This window comes from Alsobacter sp. R-9, assembly GCF_054612375.1.
Genome location: NZ_JBTSWJ010000002.1, coordinates 208,263 through 226,378 on the forward strand (window position 1 = coordinate 208,263; position 18,116 = coordinate 226,378).

Below are 18,116 nucleotides of genomic sequence, written 5' to 3' on the forward strand. Positions count from 1 at the left end.
CGCGCGCAACGGGACCGCCACTGCCGGTTGCGAGGGCGGTTACTCGGGGTCCGGACGCTCCATCCAGCGGATCAGCGGCATGAGCGGCAGCACCCAGGAGAGGCCGGCGACGAGGTAGAAGATCGTCTGGGCCGTGTTGCCCGCGTCCTGCAGCCGTCCCTGTGCCAGCGACATGACGGCCAGCGCGTAGACGATCACGAAGACCAGCATGGCGACGGCGCCGACGAACTTGCGGGATCTGCGGGTCATGCGGGTCCGGACACTGCCTCAGGATCGAAAGGGGGCCGCCACGACCGGGCTCGGCGCCCGCGTCCCGGCGTCGCGGCCATTGTTCCGCCGCGCGGCGGGGACTATGTGTCGCCGCGCGAGCGCCGATCAAGTCCGATGCGACCACGGCGCCGGAAACGTGCGGACCGCGATCATGACCCTCGCCCTCGATGCGACCACCAAGGCGCCGGCCGGCCCCCGGAGTCTCGCGCCCGTTCGGGCGTGGCTCTGGACGCTCGCCGGGCTCGTCTTCCTCATGGTGGTCGTGGGCGGCGCGACCCGGCTCACAGGTTCCGGCCTGTCGATCACGGAGTGGCGGCCGCTGACGGGCGCCATCCCTCCGCTCTCCGAGGCGCAGTGGCTCGCAGAGTTCGAGAAATACCGGCAGATCGACCAGTACCAGCTCGTCAACAAGGGCATGAGCCTCGGCGAGTTCAAGGAGATCTACTGGTGGGAGTGGGGCCACCGGCAGCTCGGCCGCTTCATCGGCCTCGTCTTCGGCGTGGGTTTCGTCGCCTTCACGCTGCTGGGACACCTCAGGGGCCGGCTGATGCTTGCGGTGCTCGGGCTCGGCGCGCTGGGCGGCCTGCAGGGAGCCATCGGCTGGCTGATGGTCGCCTCGGGACTGAAGCCCGGCATGACTGCGGTGGCGCCGGTGAAGCTGATGCTGCATCTCACGACCGCCAGCATCATCTTCACGGGACTTGTGGCCGTCGCCGTGGGGCTGCGGGAGCGCAAGGCGGAGGCCGTTCCCGGACGTTTCCGGCGCCTCGCCGGCTGGACGGTCGTCCTGACCCTGCTCCAGATCGCGCTGGGCGCACTCGTTGCAGGGTCGAAGGCCGGCCTCATCTACAACACGTGGCCCCTGATCGATGGGCGGCTCATCCCGCCGCTCTCCGACCTGTTCTTCGGCACGCCGTGGTTCGAGAACCTCGTCGACAATCACCTGACGGTGCAGTTCAACCACCGCATGACCGCCTATGGCCTGCTCGCGCTGGCGGTGTGGCAGGCAGTGGCGCTCCGCCGCGCGCTTCCGGGAAGCAGCGCGGCCGGCCGGGGCACGGCCATCGCCGGGCTCGTGGCCGCGCAGGCCGCGGTTGGGATCGCGACGCTCCTGTGGCAGGTGCCACTGTCGCTCGGTCTGCTCCACCAGGCGTTCGCCATGGTCGTGCTGGCGATGGCGGTGGTGCATTGGCGGGTGCTGGCCCGGGCCTGATCGCCGCGACGAGCCAGCAAGGAAACGCGCGGTATTATTTTACCTATATCGCGGTATTTTAATACCTTCTCGTTCAGCCGTCTGATTTTGCTTCGTTTTTCAGGCCATCGCGGGTCAGGCAAGACTTGACGGCACGTCCACGCTGCATTATCCGCACGCCATCGTTGCGGTGGCCCGGTTCGGGGCATCGCGCTCCCGACGCCGCTCCGGCTCACCCCGGCGGCCCATCAGCGGAACCTGGACCATGAAGACCTATTCGGCCAAGCCTGCCGAGGTCGACAAGAAGTGGGTGCTCATCGACGGGAAAGGCCTCGTCGTGGGCCGGCTCGCGTCGCTCATCGCCATGCGCCTTCGCGGCAAGCACAAGGCGACGTTCACCCCCCACGTCGACTGCGGCGACAACGTCATCGTCATCAACGCCGAGAAGGTGATCCTGACGGGACGCAAGCGCGACCAGAAGGTGTACCACCATCACACCGGCTTCCCCGGCGGCATCAAGGAGCGCTCGGCGAAGTTCATCCTCGACGGCCGCTTCCCGGAGCGCGTCCTCGAGAAGGCGGTGGAGCGCATGCTTCCGCGCGGCCCGCTCGGCCGCCAGCAGCTCTCGAACCTCCGTGTCTACAAGGGAGGCGCCCATCCGCACGAGGCCCAGCAGCCCGTGTCGCTGGACGTCGCCGCCCTGAACCGCAAGAACGCCAGGAGCGCCTGACCATGGCTGAGACCCTCCAGTCCCTGCAGGACCTCAAGGGCGCCGTCGCTCCGGCCGCCTCCGAGGCTCCCAAGCACGTCCAGAAGCTCGACGCCCAGGGCCGCGCCTACGCGACCGGCAAGCGCAAGGACGCGGTCGCCCGCGTCTGGATCAAGCCCGGCCCGGGCAAGATCACCGTCAACGAGCGTGACGTCGGCGTGTACTTTGCCCGCCCGGTGCTGCGCATGATCCTGCAGCAGCCGCTCCTCGTGGCCAACCGCATGAACCAGTACGACATCGTCGTCACGGTGGATGGCGGCGGCCTCTCCGGCCAGGCCGGCGCGGTGCGTCACGGCCTCGCGAAGGCGCTCACGCACTTCGAGCCCGAGCTGCGCGGCGTCCTCAAGAAGGTCGGCTTCCTCACGCGCGACAGCCGTGTGGTCGAGCGCAAGAAGTACGGCCGCAAGAAGGCCCGCCGGAGCTTCCAGTTCTCGAAGCGCTGACCGGCACTTCACCCGATATCGTCGCAACGGCCGGCCTCGCGCCGGCCGTTGTCGTTTCAGATCCTCGGAAGGGTCCCTTCGCGTCGGCGGGCTTCGCGGCGCCGATCAAGGGGCTGGCCGGGACAGCACCGTCCACGACCCGTCCTTCGACGTCTCGCCGCGCGATGCGGCCTCCAGCGTGCGCACGATCCCGCTTGCCACCGGGAGGCGGTAGTGGAGCGGGTCCCAATACCGTGTGTCGTCCCGGGTGAGCGCCGAGGGATATCGCCAGTCCACCATGAGGGCGTTGTACCGGTGGGCCATGGCGGCGATGCGCTCGATGCACGTGCGCTCGACGGCCGCAGCCTCGCTGCCGGCCTGCGGCTGCCCCGTGATGTGTACCGGCATGACGGCGATGACGATGCGGGTGCGGTTGGCGAGCGCGTCGAGATAGTCTGACAGCCACTCGACCGCCGGGAACCGCAGGCGCGCCTTCTGTTCGCGCGACAGCGTGACGGGTGGCTCCACCGGCGGGAGGGGCGTCTGGCCGTTGGGATAGAGGTGTGTCCGCACGCGGGCGAGGTCGTACTGGCTCTCCGGCGGCACGAAAACCTCGTAGCCGTCCTCGCGGTAGCGGGGCTCCCGGACGCCGATCCAGTACCCCACCAGGCGAAACGCGATCTCCAGCGTCTTGCCGTTGAAGAGGTGGAGAATGTCGTTCCACCGGTTGTCGTCGTACATCCACGGCGGAAAGCCGCGGAAGGTGATCGTTTCCTTGTCGGCGTTCTGCGCGCACCACGGCAAGTCGATGCCGACGAGGAGAGTTCTTGGCGCGCCCTTCTCCCGCAGGAACAGCTGTGCGACCTGGAGCTGTTCCCACGCCGTGGCGGAGTTCATCGCCAGGTTGGCGAAGCGCCCGCCGAAGGCCCGGTCGAGCTCCTGCGGGTCGAGGAGGCGGATCGTCGAGGTGCCGATGACGAGGCTGTCGTAGCGCCCCGAGCGGACGATGGAGGGGTACATCCACCGCTGGTTGAGATCCATGATGGGCCGCTGCGCCGGGGGCGAGAACGGCACGACGTCGTAGGGATCCACGAGGGTGATGAAGGCGCCCACCGCGGCGAGGCCGCCGCCCAGCGACACGGCGAGCGTGCGCGCCATGCTATGCCAGGCGGCCCGGTCGCTGCGCTCGGCGAAGATGCGGGCGGAAACGCGATTCCAGCCGGAGCGCAGGCGAGCCGCCCACGCGGCGGGCAGGATGCGTCGGGCGGGGCGGCGGCCGGCGGGATCGCGCATGCCGGCCTCAGAACTGGAAATAGATGAAGTTCGTCGGAGCGTCCTGCCCGACGACGAGGATGCAGGCGATCGTGGCGAGCGCGGCCCCGGCCGCCACGAGGCGGGATGGCCTGGCCTGCGCGATGATGGCGTGGTTGGGCGGCACGAACAGGCACACGGCTGCGCTCACCGCCATCAGCGGCGCCGCCTTGAGCCCCCCGCCGAAGCCGTGGCCTCCCCCCATCGAGCCCAGGATCGAGGCCGCCGACGAGAAGCTCGTGGCCCGGAACAGGACCCAGCCCACGATGACGAAGAGCATGGTGGCCACCCATGCCACCGGAGCGGGGAGGGGCCGCCGCAGCTGCTGCCAGCCGTGGACCACGACCATCCCGACGCCGTGCATGACGCCCCACGCCACGAACGTCCAGGCCGCGCCGTGCCAGATGCCGCAGATCGTCATGGTGCCGAGCATGGCGAGGACGAACCGCGCCTGGCCCATGCGGCTGCCGCCGAGCGGGATGTAGACGTAGTCGCGCAGGAAGGCGCCGAGCGACATGTGCCAGCGGCGCCAGAAATCGCGCAGGTCGGTGGAGAGGTAGGGGCGGTTGAAGTTCTCGGGGAACGTGAACCCCATCATCAGCGCGATGCCGATGGCCATCGTGGAGTAGGCGGAGAAGTCCAGAAGCAGCTGGAAGGTGAATCCCAGCGCCGCGGTCCAGGCCTCGCCGAAGGACAATGGGGCCACTTCCGCCCGGGCGAACAGGGGGTCGACGATCTTCGCCAGCCTCTCGGCGAGCAGGACCTTCTGCATCAGGCCGAGCGTCATGATGACGAAGCCGACCGCCAGACGCTGGTCGAGGCCCTCGCGCCGCGGGTCGAGGGCGAACTGAGGCACCAGCTCGCGGTGGCGGACGATGGGACCCGCGATCAGGTGCGGGAACAGCAGGACGACGAGGCTGAACTCCCGCAGCGGATAGAGCGGAACGTCTCCACGCCGCAGATCGACGAGGTAGGAGATGAGCTGGAACGAGAAGAACGAGATGCCGATGGGCAGCACGAGGCCGGCGGTCGGGACCGAAAGCCCCAGCGCCTGGAGGTTGTGAATGACGAAATCCAGGTACTTGAAGGAGAAGATCGAGCCGAGGTTCAGCACGATGCCCAGCGCGATGACGCCGTGGCGCCGTCCGCCGTCGGACAGGGCGGCGAGAACCCAGGTGCCAACGATCTGCCCCAGCAGCAGGGGCAGGAAGCGCACGTCCCACCAGCCGTAGAACACCGCCGAGGCAACGATGAGCACCCGCTGGCGCCACGCCGGGCTGCCGGCCGCCGCGAAGTAGAGCGCGAGCGTGACCGGAAGGAACAGGAGCAGGAAGACCTGGGCGTGGAATAGCACCGCTGCACAACCCTTAGTTGCGCAGCGGTGATATCGGTCCGACCGCCGAGGGTAAAGGGTCGGGCCCGCGACGCGGCGGCCGCCGACGCCGGAAGCGCCGTGCGGCTCGGATCGCGTTCCACTCACCACACCTTCACGTTCGCTTCGTGTCCGGCACGGCGCTTGCCGGCCCGGGTGCGGCTGCTATCGTCCAGCCCCTTTCCCGGACGCTGCCATGACCGCCGAGCACCCGCCCTCCCTCGTCGACAACGCCTTCCGCGGCGCGCGCACCGGCGGTGCCGTCGAGCCGACGTTTTCCGGCGCTCTCTCCTTCATGCGACGGCCCTACAGCCGGAATCTCGCCGGCGTGGACGGAGTGGTCTGGGGCATCCCCTTCGACTGCGCGACATCGAACCGGCCAGGGGCCCGGTTCGGCCCGCAGGCGATCCGCCGGGCGTCGGCCATCTTCGACGGGGACCCCCAGTATCCCTCCGGGCGCGATCCCTTCGCCGAGCGGGTGGTGGTCGACTACGGCGACGCCTTCATCGACCACGGGCGCCCGGATCTCGTGCCGGCCGCCATCGAGGCGGAGGCCTCCGCGATCCTCGCGAGCGGCGCCCGGCTGTTCACGCTGGGCGGCGACCACTTCGTGACGCTGCCGCTGCTGCGTGCGCACGCCCGCCGGCATGGGCCGCTGGCGCTCGTGCAGTTCGACGCCCACCAGGACACCTGGGACGACGACGGGGGCGCGCGCGTCTCCCACGGGACCTTCGTCACGACGGCCGTCCGCGAAGGGCTGATCGATCCCGCGCGCTCGATCCAGATCGGCATCCGGACCTGCGCACCGCAGGATTTCGGCGTTGCCGTGGTCGATGCCTATCGCGTCCACGAGCTGGGCGTGGGTGCCGTGGCGGATCTCGTCCGCCGTCGCGTGGGGGAGGGGCCGGCCTACCTCACCTTCGACATCGATGTGCTCGACCCCGCCTTCGCGCCGGGGACCGGAACCCCCGTCTCCGGCGGACTGAGTTCCGCGCAGGCCCTGATGCTCCTGCGGGCGCTCGGCGGACTCGACTGGCGCGGCATGGACGTGGTCGAGGTGGCGCCCGCCTATGATCACGCCGACATCACGGCCATCGCGGCGGCGACGGTCGTTCAGCACGTGTTGCAGGCCTGGGTGGCGCGATAAGAAAACAACGCGACACCCTTCGGAAACCCATAGACGGTCCAGCGTGATTTCGGCTCCGAACGGAACCTTTCCGCATCAGGGAGGTTCTTCATGATCGGGGGAGGCGACCATGTCGCTTCGGGATGCTGGCCGGCGTGTCCTCCTGTGTTCCACGCTCTTCAATGTCGGCGGCGCCGGGTGGGTCCGCCCGGTGGTATCCGGCGACCCGCCGCGGCGTCACGTGATCTTCGTGGCGGAGCTTCAGCCGGACGGCGCGTTCGCGGGCGAGCAGCACGTCACCTGCGATCTCGGTGCGGCATGCGAGATTTCCCTCACGTTCGGCTTGAAGGACCTCGACCGACTCGATCTGCGCATCTTCGCGGAGGACAGCGGTGGGTTCAGCATCGCCCCCATCGGTGGCGACGGCAGCGGGCACTATGGCGTCGGCCGTCGCAAGGACGTGGCGTGGGGGCGTGCGCGCACGACCATGGCAACGATCGATGTTCGGCCTCTTCGACCTGCTCGCGAGGATGACGATGCGTGGCCGCTGGGGGTGGTCATGCGTGAGGACCTGCCGGCCGTCGGGCACGTTGTGATTGCGGTGGCGAGCGAGCCCATCGGCCGCTGAGCATGCTGCTGGCGGCACTCGTGCCCGGCCGGCCGTGCCAGGCCCGTTCGACAGGCACGGCTTGACATGCAGCCCGCGGTGCCGCACCACAAAACCCATGACGACGTCGATCGCCTCCTTCGACCTGCGACGACTGCCGCGCCCGGCGGCGCGATGACGCGCGCCGAACGGCGCCTGCCGGCCTCAGCGGCCACCTTGCCTTCTTTCCCTTGACGATACCGGCGCCCTGCGCCGCAGACCTGCGAGATCCTGCCATGGTCGCGAACGTATTCATCGACGGCGAAGCCGGCACCACCGGGCTCGGCATCCGGGAGCGACTCGACGCGCTGCCGGGCGTGAAGGTGCTGAGCATCGATCCCGAACGGCGGAAGGATCCCGCCGCGCGCCGGGACATGATGGCGGCGGTGGACGCCGTCGTCCTCTGCCTTCCCGACGACGCGGCCAAGGAATCGGCCGCGCTGGCGCAGTCGCTCGGCGGCAATGGGCCGAAGGTGCTCGATGCGTCGACGGCCCATCGGGTCGCCGAGGGCTGGGTCTATGGTTTCGCGGAGATGGCGCCCGGACAGGCCGACGCCATCCGGCGGGCACGCCTCGTCGCCAATCCGGGCTGCTATCCGACCGGCGCGATCGCGCTCATCCGGCCGCTCGTCGATGCCGGGCTACTCCCGGCCGACCATCCGGTGACGGTGAACGCGGTGAGCGGCTACTCTGGCGGCGGGAAGTCCATGATCGAGGCCTACGAGAGCGGCAAGGCGCCGCCCTTCGAGCTCTACGGGCTGGGGCTGGAGCACAAGCACCTCCCCGAGTTGCAGCGCTACGGGATGCTGACCCGGCGGCCGATCTTCGTGCCGTCCGTCGGCAACTTCCGGCAGGGAATGCTGGTCAGCGTGCCGCTGCACCTCGACACACTCCCCGGCAAGCCCGCGCCCGCGGACCTCGAGGCGGTGCTCGTGGAGCACTTCGCCGGAAGCGAGTTTGTCAGCGTGGTGAAGGCGGACGACGCCTCGGTCAAGGGTGGGAAGCTGGAGCCGGAGGCCCTCAACGATACCAACGGGCTGGAACTGCGGGTCTATGGCAATGCGGCCCGCCACCACGCGGTGCTCGTGGCGCGGCTGGACAACCTCGGGAAGGGCGCTTCCGGGGCCGCCGTCCAGAACCTGCAGCTGATGCTCGGCCTCGCCTGACGCAGGCCGGAGGGCGCGGCGACCGGGTGACGGCCGCCGCGCGCCTTCTCGATTACTTGCCCCAGGCGACGACGGTCTGTTCCTGCACGCCGAGGCCGTCGATGCCGACGCGCATCGTGTCCCCCTTCTTGAGGAACTTCGGTGGCTTCATGCCCAGGCCGACGCCGGGCGGGGTTCCCGTGGTGATCACGTCGCCCGGATCGAGCTGCATGAACTGGGAGATGTAGGAGACGAGGTGCGCCACGCCGAAGATCATCGTCTTCGACGAGCCGTTCTGCACCTTCTTCCCGTTGAGCTCGAGCCACATGCCGAGATTCTGCACGTCCTTGATCTCGTCGGGCGTGACGAGCCACGGCCCGAGCGGGCCGAAGGTGGGCGAGCCCTTGCCCTTCATCCACTGCCCGCCGCGCTCGGCCTGGAATTCGCGCTCGGAGATGTCGTTGCAGATGCAGTAGCCGGCGACGTAGGAGAGGGCGTCCTTCTCATCGACGTAGAGCGCGGTCTTGCCGACCACCACGGCGAGCTCGACCTCCCAGTCGGTCTTCTTGGAGCCCTTGGGGATCATCACCGGGTCGTTCGGACCCTGTACGCAGTTCGGCGCCTTGTTGAACAGGATCGGCTCGGTGGGGATCGCGGCGCCCGTCTCGGCGGCGTGGTCGGCGTAGTTCAGGCCGACGGCGATGAAGTTGCCGGGGCGCGCGACGCAAGAGCCGAGGCGCGTTCCCTTGCGGACGGCGGGGAGGCTTTCGAGGTCGATCTTCTTCAGCTTGGCGAGGTTGCGCGGATTCAGGGCGTTTCCGGCGAAGTCCTCGATGTGGGCGGAGAGATCGCGGACGACCCCCTTCGCATCGACGATGCCGGGCTTTTCGGCGCCCGCCTTACCGAACCGAACGAGTTTCATGGAGGTGTCCTCGGGATGTTTCCGCCTCGCGCCGTTTTTGCAGAGCGCGGTTCAAACGTTTGAAGTGGCCTTCTCGGCGCGGGGAGTTTGGCTGGACCTCCACGGTCCCGCAAGCGTGCGCCACGCGGTGCTGACGCGCGCCCTGCATCTGTGACCGACCTGCAACGCCCTGCAGGAATGTGGCCAAGGGGTCGCCTGCCGCGGACAAGGGCTTTCCCGGCCATCCCGATGGTTTCGATCTAAACCAATGCACTTCTCGGACCTTGAACTCCGAAAGCGCGGCTTTTCGCGCCGTTTCGGCCGATTCAACCTGGTTTTGACCGTTGCAACCCCTCGTTTTGCCCCCGGCGCCCGCCTTGATCCGACTCCCGGCCGATGACACACAGGTGACAGAACGGCGCCGAGACGCCGAGACGACCCGAGGGATCGCCAGTCCATGACCGTCAAGCAGACCGTCGCCGTCGCCCGCCCCATGACCCGTCGCACCGCCGCCATCGCTGCGCTCCTCGGCGGGGTCGCCGCCGGGGCGCTGGCCTGCAGCAGTTCCGCCCACGCCGGCGCCTTCGGGCTGCGCGAGCAGAGCGCCGCGGGGCAGGGCGCCTCCTTTGCCGGCGCCGCTGCGGGTGCGGCCGGGCTCGGCTCCATGTTCTGGAACCCGGCGACGATCACGATGGCGCCGGGGATGCAGTCGGAAACGAACCTCAGCATCATCGTGCCGTACGGCAAGCTCAAGCCGGGAGCCGGCTCGGCTCCGGTCTATGTGGGATCGGCCTCGGGCGACATCGCCGAGGATGCCGTGCTGCCCACGTCCTACGGTTCCTGGCAGATCAACGAGCGATTCTGGATCGGCTACAGCTGGTCCGTGCCCTACGGCCTCGCGACGAAGCCGGACGCTTCGTTCACCGGGCGAACCTATGGCTCGACGACCAAGGTCGTGTCATCCGACTTCTCGCCCACGGTCGGCTGGAAGGTGAACGAGTGGCTGTCCCTCGGCGCGGGCGTGCGGGTGGTCTACTTCAAGGCCCGCTACATGTCGGCCACCACACCGACCCCGACGGCCAACGTCGTCGGTCTCGACGGCGACAGCTGGGGCGTCGGCTACACGCTGGGCGCCACGGTCACGCCGCTGCCCGGCACCACGATCGGCATCGGCTTCCGGTCCATGGTGCAGCAGGAGCTCGGGGGTGACTTCCAGGGCATCCCGGGCGGACCGGCGGCCCTGCGCCCGACCACGTTCTCCGCCACCGCGGTGCTGCCCGAGCAGGCCACGGTCGGCCTGAAGCAGGCGATCGGCGACCGCTTCAACCTGCTCGCCGGCGTCGAGTGGACCAACTGGAGCCGGCTGCGCTACCCGCGTGTCGTCAACGATGCGACCGGCCAGCCGCTGGCAGCGCGTCCGTTCCTGCCTCTCGGCTACAAGGACGGGTGGTACTTCTCGGTCGGCGGCGAGTATGCGATCGACCCGTCGTGGGCCGTGCGTGCGGGCCTCGGCTACGAGTTGTCGCCGATCGACACCGAGGTGCGCAGCCCCCGCCTGCCGGACAACGACCGGATCTGGGCGTCGATCGGCGCAAGCTACCGTTGGAACGAGCGCCTCTCGTTCGACGTCGGCTACACGCACATCTTCACGAAGGAAGCCAATCTCGCGCTGGTGCCGGGCAATCCCAACTACTCGGCGACCTTCGGGCCGCTCGTCGGGACGGCCGATGCCCATGTCGACATCGTTTCGGTCGCGCTGCGCTACCGGATCGACGATCCCTCGGCCAAGGCCGGCGTGCTGCCGGTCAAGGCGAAGTACTGAGTCGCTTTCGAGACCCGGATCGGCGGGGACGGGCCCGAAACCTTCCCCGCCCGATGGCCAGGGGCCGGCGGTGACGCCGGCCCTTCGTCTTTTCGGAGATCTGACTGTCGGTAACGCCGACCCTTCGTCCCGTGGACGCAAGGGCCGGCGGCGTCACGGCGCGCGTTCGGCCAACCGGTTCAGGCCCTTGCGCGGACGTATTCGCCCGGCGCGTCACCGAGCGGCTTGAGCTTGCGGCCGCCGGGCTTGCGCGCCTTCACCTTCGCGGGGGCCTGCGCGGCGATCCAGTCGAGCCAGTGCGGCCACCATGTGCCGGGCGTCTCCTTTGCCTTGCCGATCCACTCCTCGAGCGTCCCCTCGACCTTTCCGCCGGTCCAGTACTGGTACTTCGGCTTCCCGGCGGGATTGACCACGCCGGCGATGTGGCCCGAACCGGCGAGAACGTAGGTGACGGGGCCGCCGAAGCACTTGCTCCCCTTGAACACCGACCGGGCGGGGGCGATGTGGTCCTCCCGCGCGGCGAGGTTGTAGATCGGGATCTTCACCTTCTTCAGGTCGAGAGTCTGGTTGCCGATTTCCATCTCGCCCTTCGCCAGCCGGTTCTCCAGGTAGCAATTGCGCAGGTAGAACGAGTGGTTCGCGGCGGGCATTCGCGTGGAGTCGGAGTTCCAGTAGAGCAGGTCGAAGGGGAAGGGGCTCTCGCCCTTCAGGTACACGTTGACCACGTAGGGCCAGATGAGGTCGTTGGGCCGCAGCATGTTGAAAGCCGAGGCCATCGACGAGCCCTCGAGGTAGCCGCGCGCGTACATGCGGTCCTCGAGGCTGCGGATCTGGTCCTCGTCGACGAAGACCGAGAGATCGCCGGCGTGGGTAAAGTCAACCTGCGTCGTGAACAGCGTCGCGCTGTCGATCCGCTTGTCGCCGATGGCTGCCATGTAGGCGAGCGTGACGGAAAGCAGCGTGCCCCCGACGCAGTAGCCGATGGCGGTGACGGACTTTTCGCCCGTGGCCTTCTCGATGGCGTCGAGGGCCTCGAAGATGCCCTCGCGCATGTAGTCCTCGAAGCTCTTCTTCGCCTGCCGCTCGTCCGGGTTCACCCATGAGATGGTGAAGACTGTGAGCCCCTGCGACACCGCCCAGCGGATGAAGGACTTCTCCGGGTTGAGATCGAGGATGTAGAACTTGTTGATCCACGGCGGGACGATGAGCAGCGGGCGCTTGAAGACGGTCGGCGTCGTCGGCTCGTACTGGATGAGTTCGATCAGGTCGTTGCGGAAGACGACCTTCCCCGGGGTCGTGGCGAGGTTGACGCCGACCTCGAAGGTGCCGGACGTCGTCTGTCGCAACTTCAGCGTGCCCTTGCCGGCCTCGATGTCTTCCGCGAGCATCTTCATGCCACGCACGAGGTTCTCGCCGTTCTCCTTCAGCGTGGCGCGCATCAATTCCGGGTTGGTGGCGACGAAGTTGGTCGGCGCCAGCGCGCTGGCGATCTGGCGGACGTAGAACTCGGCCTTGTGCTTGGTGTGCGGGTCGACGCCGTCGGCCTCGCGGACGAGGTCCTCTGCCCAGCGCGTGGTGATGAGGTAGGCCTGCTTGATGAAGTCGTAGACGGGGTTCTCGGACCACTCGGGGTCGCGGAAGCGCTTGTCGGACGGGTCGGGCGCGGCGACCGGGGCGGAGGCCTCGCCCTGCATGCGGCGCATCGTGCCGGTCCACAGGTCGAGGAAGCCCTTGGTCAGGCTGGTCTGGGCCAGCACGACGCGCTGAGGGTCCATCGCCCAGTGCTCGACGACCTGGCCGAGCGTCTTGACGACGTCGCTGACCTCCTCGCTGACGCCGGGCTTGGCGCGGCCTTCCTCGACGGGCTTGAGGGCGGCAGCCGTGGCCTTGCCCATTTCCTCCATCAGCCGGGCGGTATTGGCGGCGAGCGCCTCGAGGTCGGGGAGGGGCGCCTTCGGTTCGTCCGCGGGATGCGTGTCGACCGCCGCAGCCCTGGTCTCCTGCGGGCCCTTCTTGTCCTGCACCCTCATGCGCCGCGCATCCTTCCCGACGGTGGAGGCCCGCTCAGCTTGCTGCCAGCGGTTCCTTTCGACCATAATAACCCTGTAACGCCGCGTTTCGGCGAATGGAATTCGTCAAACGACATAGGCATTTGTGCTGCATCGCAGCATGGGAGACCGATCCTTTGCATTCGTCCTTCTTCCGTCGTGCGGGGGCCCCGGCGGCCGTCGTGGGCCTCGCCCTGCTTCTGACCGGCTGCACCAGTTCCGGGGAAGGGGAGGCGAAGAGCCCGATCCGCGGCATCGCCGAGGCGACGGGGTTCGCCACCACGCCACCGCCCGCGGCCGACTTCGTGCAAAAGACGCGCCCGGCGGACGCCAACTACCTCCCCGTGGGGGTGACCCCGCCTGCCCGCGGGCAGAAGGCGAAGAGCCCGGAAGAGATCCGGGCCATGGAGTCGGAACTCGACGCGACCCTCAACCAGCACAGCACGATCTCCGGGGTCCGGCGCCCGGGCCAGTCCTACACGTCCGCGGCCCCGAAGCCGCAGGGCGCGGCCCAACCGGTGCGCGGGGCCGACCGCTTCGTGATCCCGCCCAAGCCCGAGCCGACCCCGCCGGCCCGGACCCGGGCGAAGCCGAAGCCGGCCGCGACGGCGCCCGGCGCCACCTGATCCGCCGAAAGCGGCAGGCCCGGCCTGCCGAATTCCACGGGAGGGGCCTGCCCAACCGGGTCGGTCGATGCTATACGGCGCCGACCTCGCCGCGTCGCGCCGCGGTGGGGCCGCACCGGCCCAGGCCCTGGAGAGCGAAGGCGATGACCACCGATTTCCACCGTATCAGGCGGCTTCCGCCCTACGTGTTCGAGCAGGTCAACCGGATCAAGGCCCAGGCCCGCAACGCCGGCGCCGACATCATCGACCTCGGCATGGGCAACCCCGACCTTGCCGCGCCGAAGCACGTCATCGAGAAGCTGGTCGAGACCGCCGGGAAGCCCCGGACGGACCGCTATTCCGCGTCGAAGGGCATTGCCGGCCTTCGCCGGGCCCAGGCGGGCTACTACGAGCGGCGCTTCGGCGTGAAGCTGAACCCCGACACGCAGGTGATCGCCACGCTCGGCTCGAAGGAGGGCTTCGCCAACATGGCGCAGGCCATCACGGCGCCGGGCGACGTGGTGCTCGTGCCCAACCCGAGCTACCCGATCCATGCCTTCGGCTTCCTGATGGCCGGCGGCGTCATCCGCTCCGTGCCGGCAGAGCCGAACGAGGAGATGTTCCGGGCGCTGGAGCGTTCGGTCATCCACTCGATCCCCAAGCCCATCGCGCTCGTCACCTGCTACCCGGCGAACCCGACCGCCTACACGGCATCGCTCGACTTCTACCGGGATCTCGTGGCCTTCGCTAAGAAGCACGAACTGATCCTGCTCTCCGACCTTGCTTATGCCGAGGTCTATTTCGACGAGAACGACCCGCCGCCGTCCGTGCTGCAGGTCCCGGGCGCGATGGACGTGACGGTCGAATTCACCTCGATGTCGAAGACGTTCTCCATGGCCGGCTGGCGCATGGGCTTCGCGGTGGGCAACGAGCGGTTGCTGGCGGCTCTGGCGCGCGTGAAGTCCTACCTAGACTACGGCGCCTACACGCCCGTGCAGGTGGCGGCCACCGCGGCGCTCAACGGGCCCGACGACTGCATCCGCGAGATGCGCGAGGTCTACCGCAAGCGCCGAGACGCGCTCGTCGACAGCTTCGGCAAGGCGGGCTGGGACTTTCCGGCGCCCAATGCCTCCATGTTCGCCTGGGTCAGGATCCCGGAGGCCTTCAGGGAACTCGGCAGCCTCGAGTTCTCCAAGCTCCTCGTCGAGAAGGCGTCGGTCGCCGTGGCTCCCGGCATCGGGTTCGGCGAACACGGCGACGACTACGTGCGCATCGCGCTCGTGGAGAACGAGCAGCGCATCCGGCAGGCGGCGCGCAACGTGCGGCGCTTCCTCGAATCCGCGGACAAGACGCTGCACAACGTCGTTCCGCTCGCGGCACGCGGCTGAGGCGGACGGGAGCGGGCATGGTCGAGGTGCTTCGCGTCGGGATCGCCGGCCTCGGGACGGTCGGCGCAGCCGTCGTCGCCGCGCTGCGCACGCATGGCGCATCCATCACCGCCCGCTGCGGGCGTCCGGTCTCGGTGGTCGCCGTCTCCGCGCGCGACCGGGGCCGCGACCGCGGGGTCGATCTCACCGGCGTCGAATGGTTCGACGATCCGGTGGCGCTCGCCCGCACCGCGACGGTCGATTGCGTCGTCGAGCTGATGGGCGGCAGCGAAGGCATCGCCAAGGCCACGGTCGAGGCGGCGCTCGCGGCCAGCAAGCCGGTGGTGACGGCGAACAAGGCCCTTCTCGCGCATCACGGCGCCGCGCTGGCGGCGCTGGCGGAGAGCCGCGGAGCGGGGCTGTTCTTCGAGGCGTCCGTCGCCGGCGGCATCCCGATCGTCAAGACGCTGCGCGAATCGCTTGCCGGAAACAGCATCCAGCGCGTGTCCGGCATCCTCAACGGCACCTGCAACTACATCCTGTCGCGGATGGAGACGGAGGGCCTGTCGTTCGACGCCGTGCTCGCCGACGCCCAGCGCCTCGGCTACGCGGAGGCGGACCCGACCTTCGACGTCGGCGGCTTCGACACCGCCCACAAGCTCGCGGTGCTCACCAGCCTCGCCTTCGGCACGCAGATCGACGCCGACGCGATCCATGTCGAGGGCATCAGCGCGATCACGCCGCTGGACCTGCGGATGGCGGACGACCTCGGCTACCGCATCAAGCTGCTCGGCGTGGCCGAGCGGACGGCCGAGGGCATCGAGCAGCGCGTCCACCCGACGATGGTGCCGAAGTCATGGCCCATCGCGCAGGTCATGGGCGTGACCAACGCGGTCAACGTCGTGGCCGACGTCGTGGGCGAACTGACGCTGGTCGGCCCGGGCGCCGGCGGTGCCGCGACCGCCTCCTCCGTGATCTCCGACATCGCCGACGTGGCGCGCGGCGTGCGGATCGCGCCGTTCGGGCGTCCCGCTGCGTCGCTCGAGGCGGCGCCCCGCCTGCCGATGCAGCACCACGAGGGCGGCTACTACATCCGCCTCTCCGTGCTCGACCGGCCGGGTTCCGCGGCGGCCATCGCGACGCGGATGGCGGAACGGCAGATTTCGCTGGAAAGCATCGTGCAGCGGCGCGTTCCCGGTGTGGCAGGCGACCGGTCGGGACGCTCGGGCGCTCCGGTACCGGTCGTGCTGATCACCTACGCGACGAGCGAGGACGCCGTGCGCGGCGCGCTCGCCGCGGTCCTGGCGGACGGACACGTCGCCGAGCCCCCGCAGGTGATCCGGATCGAGCGCGGAACAGAGTAAGGACAGGGAGACGGCTTATGAGCGGCAGCAGCAACGAGATCCACGTCAAGCCGAAGGACGTCATCGAGCGCATCCTCTCGATGGAGCTCGTGCGCGTCACCGAGCGCGCCGCCGTCTCCGCCGCCCGCCTTCGCGGCCACGGCAACGAGAAGGCGGCCGACCAGGCAGCGGTGGACGCGATGCGCCGCGAGCTCAACAAGCTGCCGATCGACGGGACCATCGTGATCGGCGAGGGCGAGCGCGACGAGGCGCCCATGCTGTTCATCGGCGAGAAGGTCGGCAACGGCGGCGGCCCGAAGGTCGACATCGCCGTCGATCCGCTGGAGGGCACCACGCTGTGCGCCAAGGACATGCCCGGCGCGATCGCCGTCATGGCCATGGCCCAGGCCGGCTCGCTGCTCTACGCGCCCGACGTCTACATGGACAAGATCGCCATCGGCCCTGGCTACCCCGAGGGCGTGGTCGACCTCGACGCGGCGCCGGTGGACAACATCAATGCCCTCGCGAAGGCCAAGGGCGTGAAGCCGCACGAGCTCAACGTGCTGATCATGGACCGGCCGCGCCACGCCGACCTGATCGCCGCCGTGCGCAAGACGGGTGCCTCCATCCGCCTCATCACCGACGGCGACGTCGCCGGCGTGATCTTCACCACCATGCACGAGAAGACGGGCATCGACCTCTATCTCGGGATCGGCGGTGCCCCCGAGGGCGTGCTGGCGGCTGCGGCGCTGCGCTGCGTCGGCGGGCAGATGCAGGGCCGGCTCATCCTCGACACGCCCGAGAAGGTCGAGCGCGCCCGCGGCATGGGCGTGAAGGACCCGAAGAAGAAGTACGGCATGTCCGAGCTCGCCTCGGGCGACGTGATCGTCTCGGCGACCGGCGTGACCGACGGGGCGCTGCTGTCGGGCGTGCGCTTCGGGAAGGACGTGATCGAGACGGAGACGATCGTCTATCGCTCCATCACCGGCACGGTCCGCAAGATCCACGGCGAGCACCGCGAGTTCGAGAAGTTCCGCCTCGACTGACGGCCTTCGGCGCTCGTCAACGCAAACGGCCTCCGTTCCGCCGGGACGGAGGCCGATTTCGTTTCAGGCGCAGCCGCTCAGCCGTGGTTCGGGGCGTCGTCCCTGCCGTGGCCACCGCGACCGCGGTCGTCGGCCTTGGCGCCGTCATCGGCGCCGTTCTTGGCGACGACGGTCTTGCCGGAGAGCGAGGTGTGGTTGGCCCCGTCGTCCTTGCCGTGGCCGCCGCGACCGCGGTCGTCGGCCTTGGCGCCGTCATCGGCGCCGTTCTTGGCGACGACGGTCTTGCCGGAGAGCGAGGTGTGGTTGGCCCCGTCGTCCTTGCCGTGGCCGCCGCGGCCGCGATCGTCGGCCTTGGCGCCGTCGTCGGCGCCGTTCTTGGCGACGACGGTCTTGCCGGAGAGCGAGGTGTGGTTGGCCCCGTCGTCCTTGCCATGGCCGCCGCGACCGCGATCGTCGGCCTTGGCCCCGTCGTCCGCGCCGTTCTTGCTGAGGACCATGACCGGGCCCTCGGCGGCCGAGCGATCGTTGATGAGGGCGGCTGCGCCGAGCGCGGTGGTGCCGGCCACGAGCGCGGCGATGGCGATCATCTTGTCGAACATTGGGTCACATCCCTTGAGCTGGCCGTCTCTTGGTCGCGGCCGTGCAAGACCGAAGATGGCAAATCGCGCCCGGCGCGCGGCTGACGCGCCTCGTCAGGCGAGCGTCAGCGGAGCGTCAGCCATCCGTCACCG

At 69.1% G+C, this 18,116-nt stretch carries 17 protein-coding genes; 11 read left to right on the forward strand and 6 right to left on the reverse strand.

What is annotated here, in order from left to right; translation table 11 throughout:
• Window positions 1–39: 39 nt before the first annotated feature.
• Window positions 40–249, reverse strand: a complete 210-nt coding sequence (locus ACX9GQ_RS03665; protein WP_459628185.1) for a DUF2842 domain-containing protein — start codon at window positions 247–249, stop codon at window positions 40–42.
• Window positions 250–418: 169 nt separating this feature from the next.
• Here ACX9GQ_RS03665 and ACX9GQ_RS03670 point away from each other — a divergent pair, with 169 nt between their 5' ends.
• The 3 genes from ACX9GQ_RS03670 (at window position 419) to rpsI (ending at window position 2,674) form a co-directional block, all read left to right on the forward strand.
• Window positions 419–1,483, forward strand: coding sequence for a COX15/CtaA family protein (locus ACX9GQ_RS03670; RefSeq protein WP_459628529.1), 1,065 nt, complete (start codon window positions 419–421; stop codon window positions 1,481–1,483).
• Window positions 1,484–1,727: 244 nt separating this feature from the next.
• A complete protein-coding gene (gene rplM / locus ACX9GQ_RS03675; protein ID WP_459628186.1) occupies window positions 1,728–2,192 on the forward strand; it encodes a 50S ribosomal protein L13 in 465 nt (154 codons plus the stop codon).
• A gap of 2 nt (window positions 2,193–2,194) precedes the next feature.
• Window positions 2,195–2,674 (forward strand): 30S ribosomal protein S9, encoded by a 480-nt coding sequence (gene rpsI, locus ACX9GQ_RS03680; RefSeq protein ID WP_459628187.1) that lies wholly within the window; start codon window positions 2,195–2,197, stop codon window positions 2,672–2,674.
• 105 nt (window positions 2,675–2,779) lie between these two features.
• Here the strand turns inward: rpsI and ACX9GQ_RS03685 are convergent, their stop codons facing one another.
• Window positions 2,780–3,946: a hypothetical protein gene (locus ACX9GQ_RS03685; protein WP_459628188.1), complete on the reverse strand. Its 1,167-nt coding sequence runs from the start codon at window positions 3,944–3,946 to the stop codon at window positions 2,780–2,782.
• Between the two features lie 7 nt (window positions 3,947–3,953).
• Entirely contained in the window at window positions 3,954–5,318 is a 1,365-nt protein-coding gene (locus ACX9GQ_RS03690; protein WP_459628189.1) for an MBOAT family O-acyltransferase, read from the reverse strand.
• 214 nt (window positions 5,319–5,532) lie between these two features.
• On the opposite strand from ACX9GQ_RS03690, the gene speB reads away from it, so the two are divergent.
• The 3 genes from speB (at window position 5,533) to argC (ending at window position 8,274) form a co-directional block, all read left to right on the forward strand.
• Window positions 5,533–6,483: an agmatinase gene (gene speB, locus ACX9GQ_RS03695; RefSeq protein WP_459628190.1), complete on the forward strand. Its 951-nt coding sequence runs from the start codon at window positions 5,533–5,535 to the stop codon at window positions 6,481–6,483.
• A 109-nt stretch (window positions 6,484–6,592) separates the two neighbouring features.
• Window positions 6,593–7,090 (forward strand): hypothetical protein, encoded by a 498-nt coding sequence (locus tag ACX9GQ_RS03700; protein WP_459628191.1) that lies wholly within the window; start codon window positions 6,593–6,595, stop codon window positions 7,088–7,090.
• A gap of 254 nt (window positions 7,091–7,344) precedes the next feature.
• On the forward strand, window positions 7,345–8,274 hold the full coding sequence (argC, locus tag ACX9GQ_RS03705) for an N-acetyl-gamma-glutamyl-phosphate reductase (protein WP_459628192.1): 930 nt from the start codon (window positions 7,345–7,347) through the stop codon (window positions 8,272–8,274).
• Window positions 8,275–8,326: 52 nt separating this feature from the next.
• Here the strand turns inward: argC and ACX9GQ_RS03710 are convergent, their stop codons facing one another.
• Window positions 8,327–9,175, reverse strand: coding sequence for a fumarylacetoacetate hydrolase family protein (locus ACX9GQ_RS03710; RefSeq protein WP_459628193.1), 849 nt, complete (start codon window positions 9,173–9,175; stop codon window positions 8,327–8,329).
• A gap of 436 nt (window positions 9,176–9,611) precedes the next feature.
• Between ACX9GQ_RS03710 and ACX9GQ_RS03715 the strand changes: the two genes are divergently transcribed.
• Entirely contained in the window at window positions 9,612–10,976 is a 1,365-nt protein-coding gene (locus ACX9GQ_RS03715; RefSeq protein ID WP_459628194.1) for an OmpP1/FadL family transporter, read from the forward strand.
• Window positions 10,977–11,155: 179 nt separating this feature from the next.
• Here ACX9GQ_RS03715 and ACX9GQ_RS03720 read toward each other — a convergent pair whose 3' ends face one another.
• A complete protein-coding gene (locus ACX9GQ_RS03720) occupies window positions 11,156–13,006 on the reverse strand; it encodes a PHA/PHB synthase family protein (protein ID WP_459628195.1) in 1,851 nt (616 codons plus the stop codon).
• A 155-nt stretch (window positions 13,007–13,161) separates the two neighbouring features.
• Between ACX9GQ_RS03720 and ACX9GQ_RS03725 the strand changes: the two genes are divergently transcribed.
• From ACX9GQ_RS03725 to glpX, 4 genes are all read left to right on the forward strand, one after another.
• Entirely contained in the window at window positions 13,162–13,650 is a 489-nt protein-coding gene (locus ACX9GQ_RS03725; RefSeq protein ID WP_459628196.1) for a hypothetical protein, read from the forward strand.
• A gap of 143 nt (window positions 13,651–13,793) precedes the next feature.
• The gene (locus ACX9GQ_RS03730; protein ID WP_459628197.1) at window positions 13,794–15,017 is read left to right on the forward strand and encodes an LL-diaminopimelate aminotransferase; all 1,224 of its coding nucleotides are present in this window, start codon (window positions 13,794–13,796) and stop codon (window positions 15,015–15,017) included.
• A gap of 17 nt (window positions 15,018–15,034) precedes the next feature.
• Entirely contained in the window at window positions 15,035–16,360 is a 1,326-nt protein-coding gene (locus tag ACX9GQ_RS03735) for a homoserine dehydrogenase (protein WP_459628198.1), read from the forward strand.
• A 17-nt stretch (window positions 16,361–16,377) separates the two neighbouring features.
• Complete coding sequence (gene glpX, locus ACX9GQ_RS03740) at window positions 16,378–17,385, forward strand: class II fructose-bisphosphatase (protein ID WP_459628199.1); 1,008 nt, start codon at window positions 16,378–16,380, stop codon at window positions 17,383–17,385.
• Window positions 17,386–17,462: 77 nt separating this feature from the next.
• On the opposite strand, the gene ACX9GQ_RS03745 is transcribed toward glpX, so the two are convergent.
• Window positions 17,463–17,984: a hypothetical protein gene (locus ACX9GQ_RS03745; protein ID WP_459628200.1), complete on the reverse strand. Its 522-nt coding sequence runs from the start codon at window positions 17,982–17,984 to the stop codon at window positions 17,463–17,465.
• Window positions 17,985–18,116 lie beyond the last annotated feature (132 nt).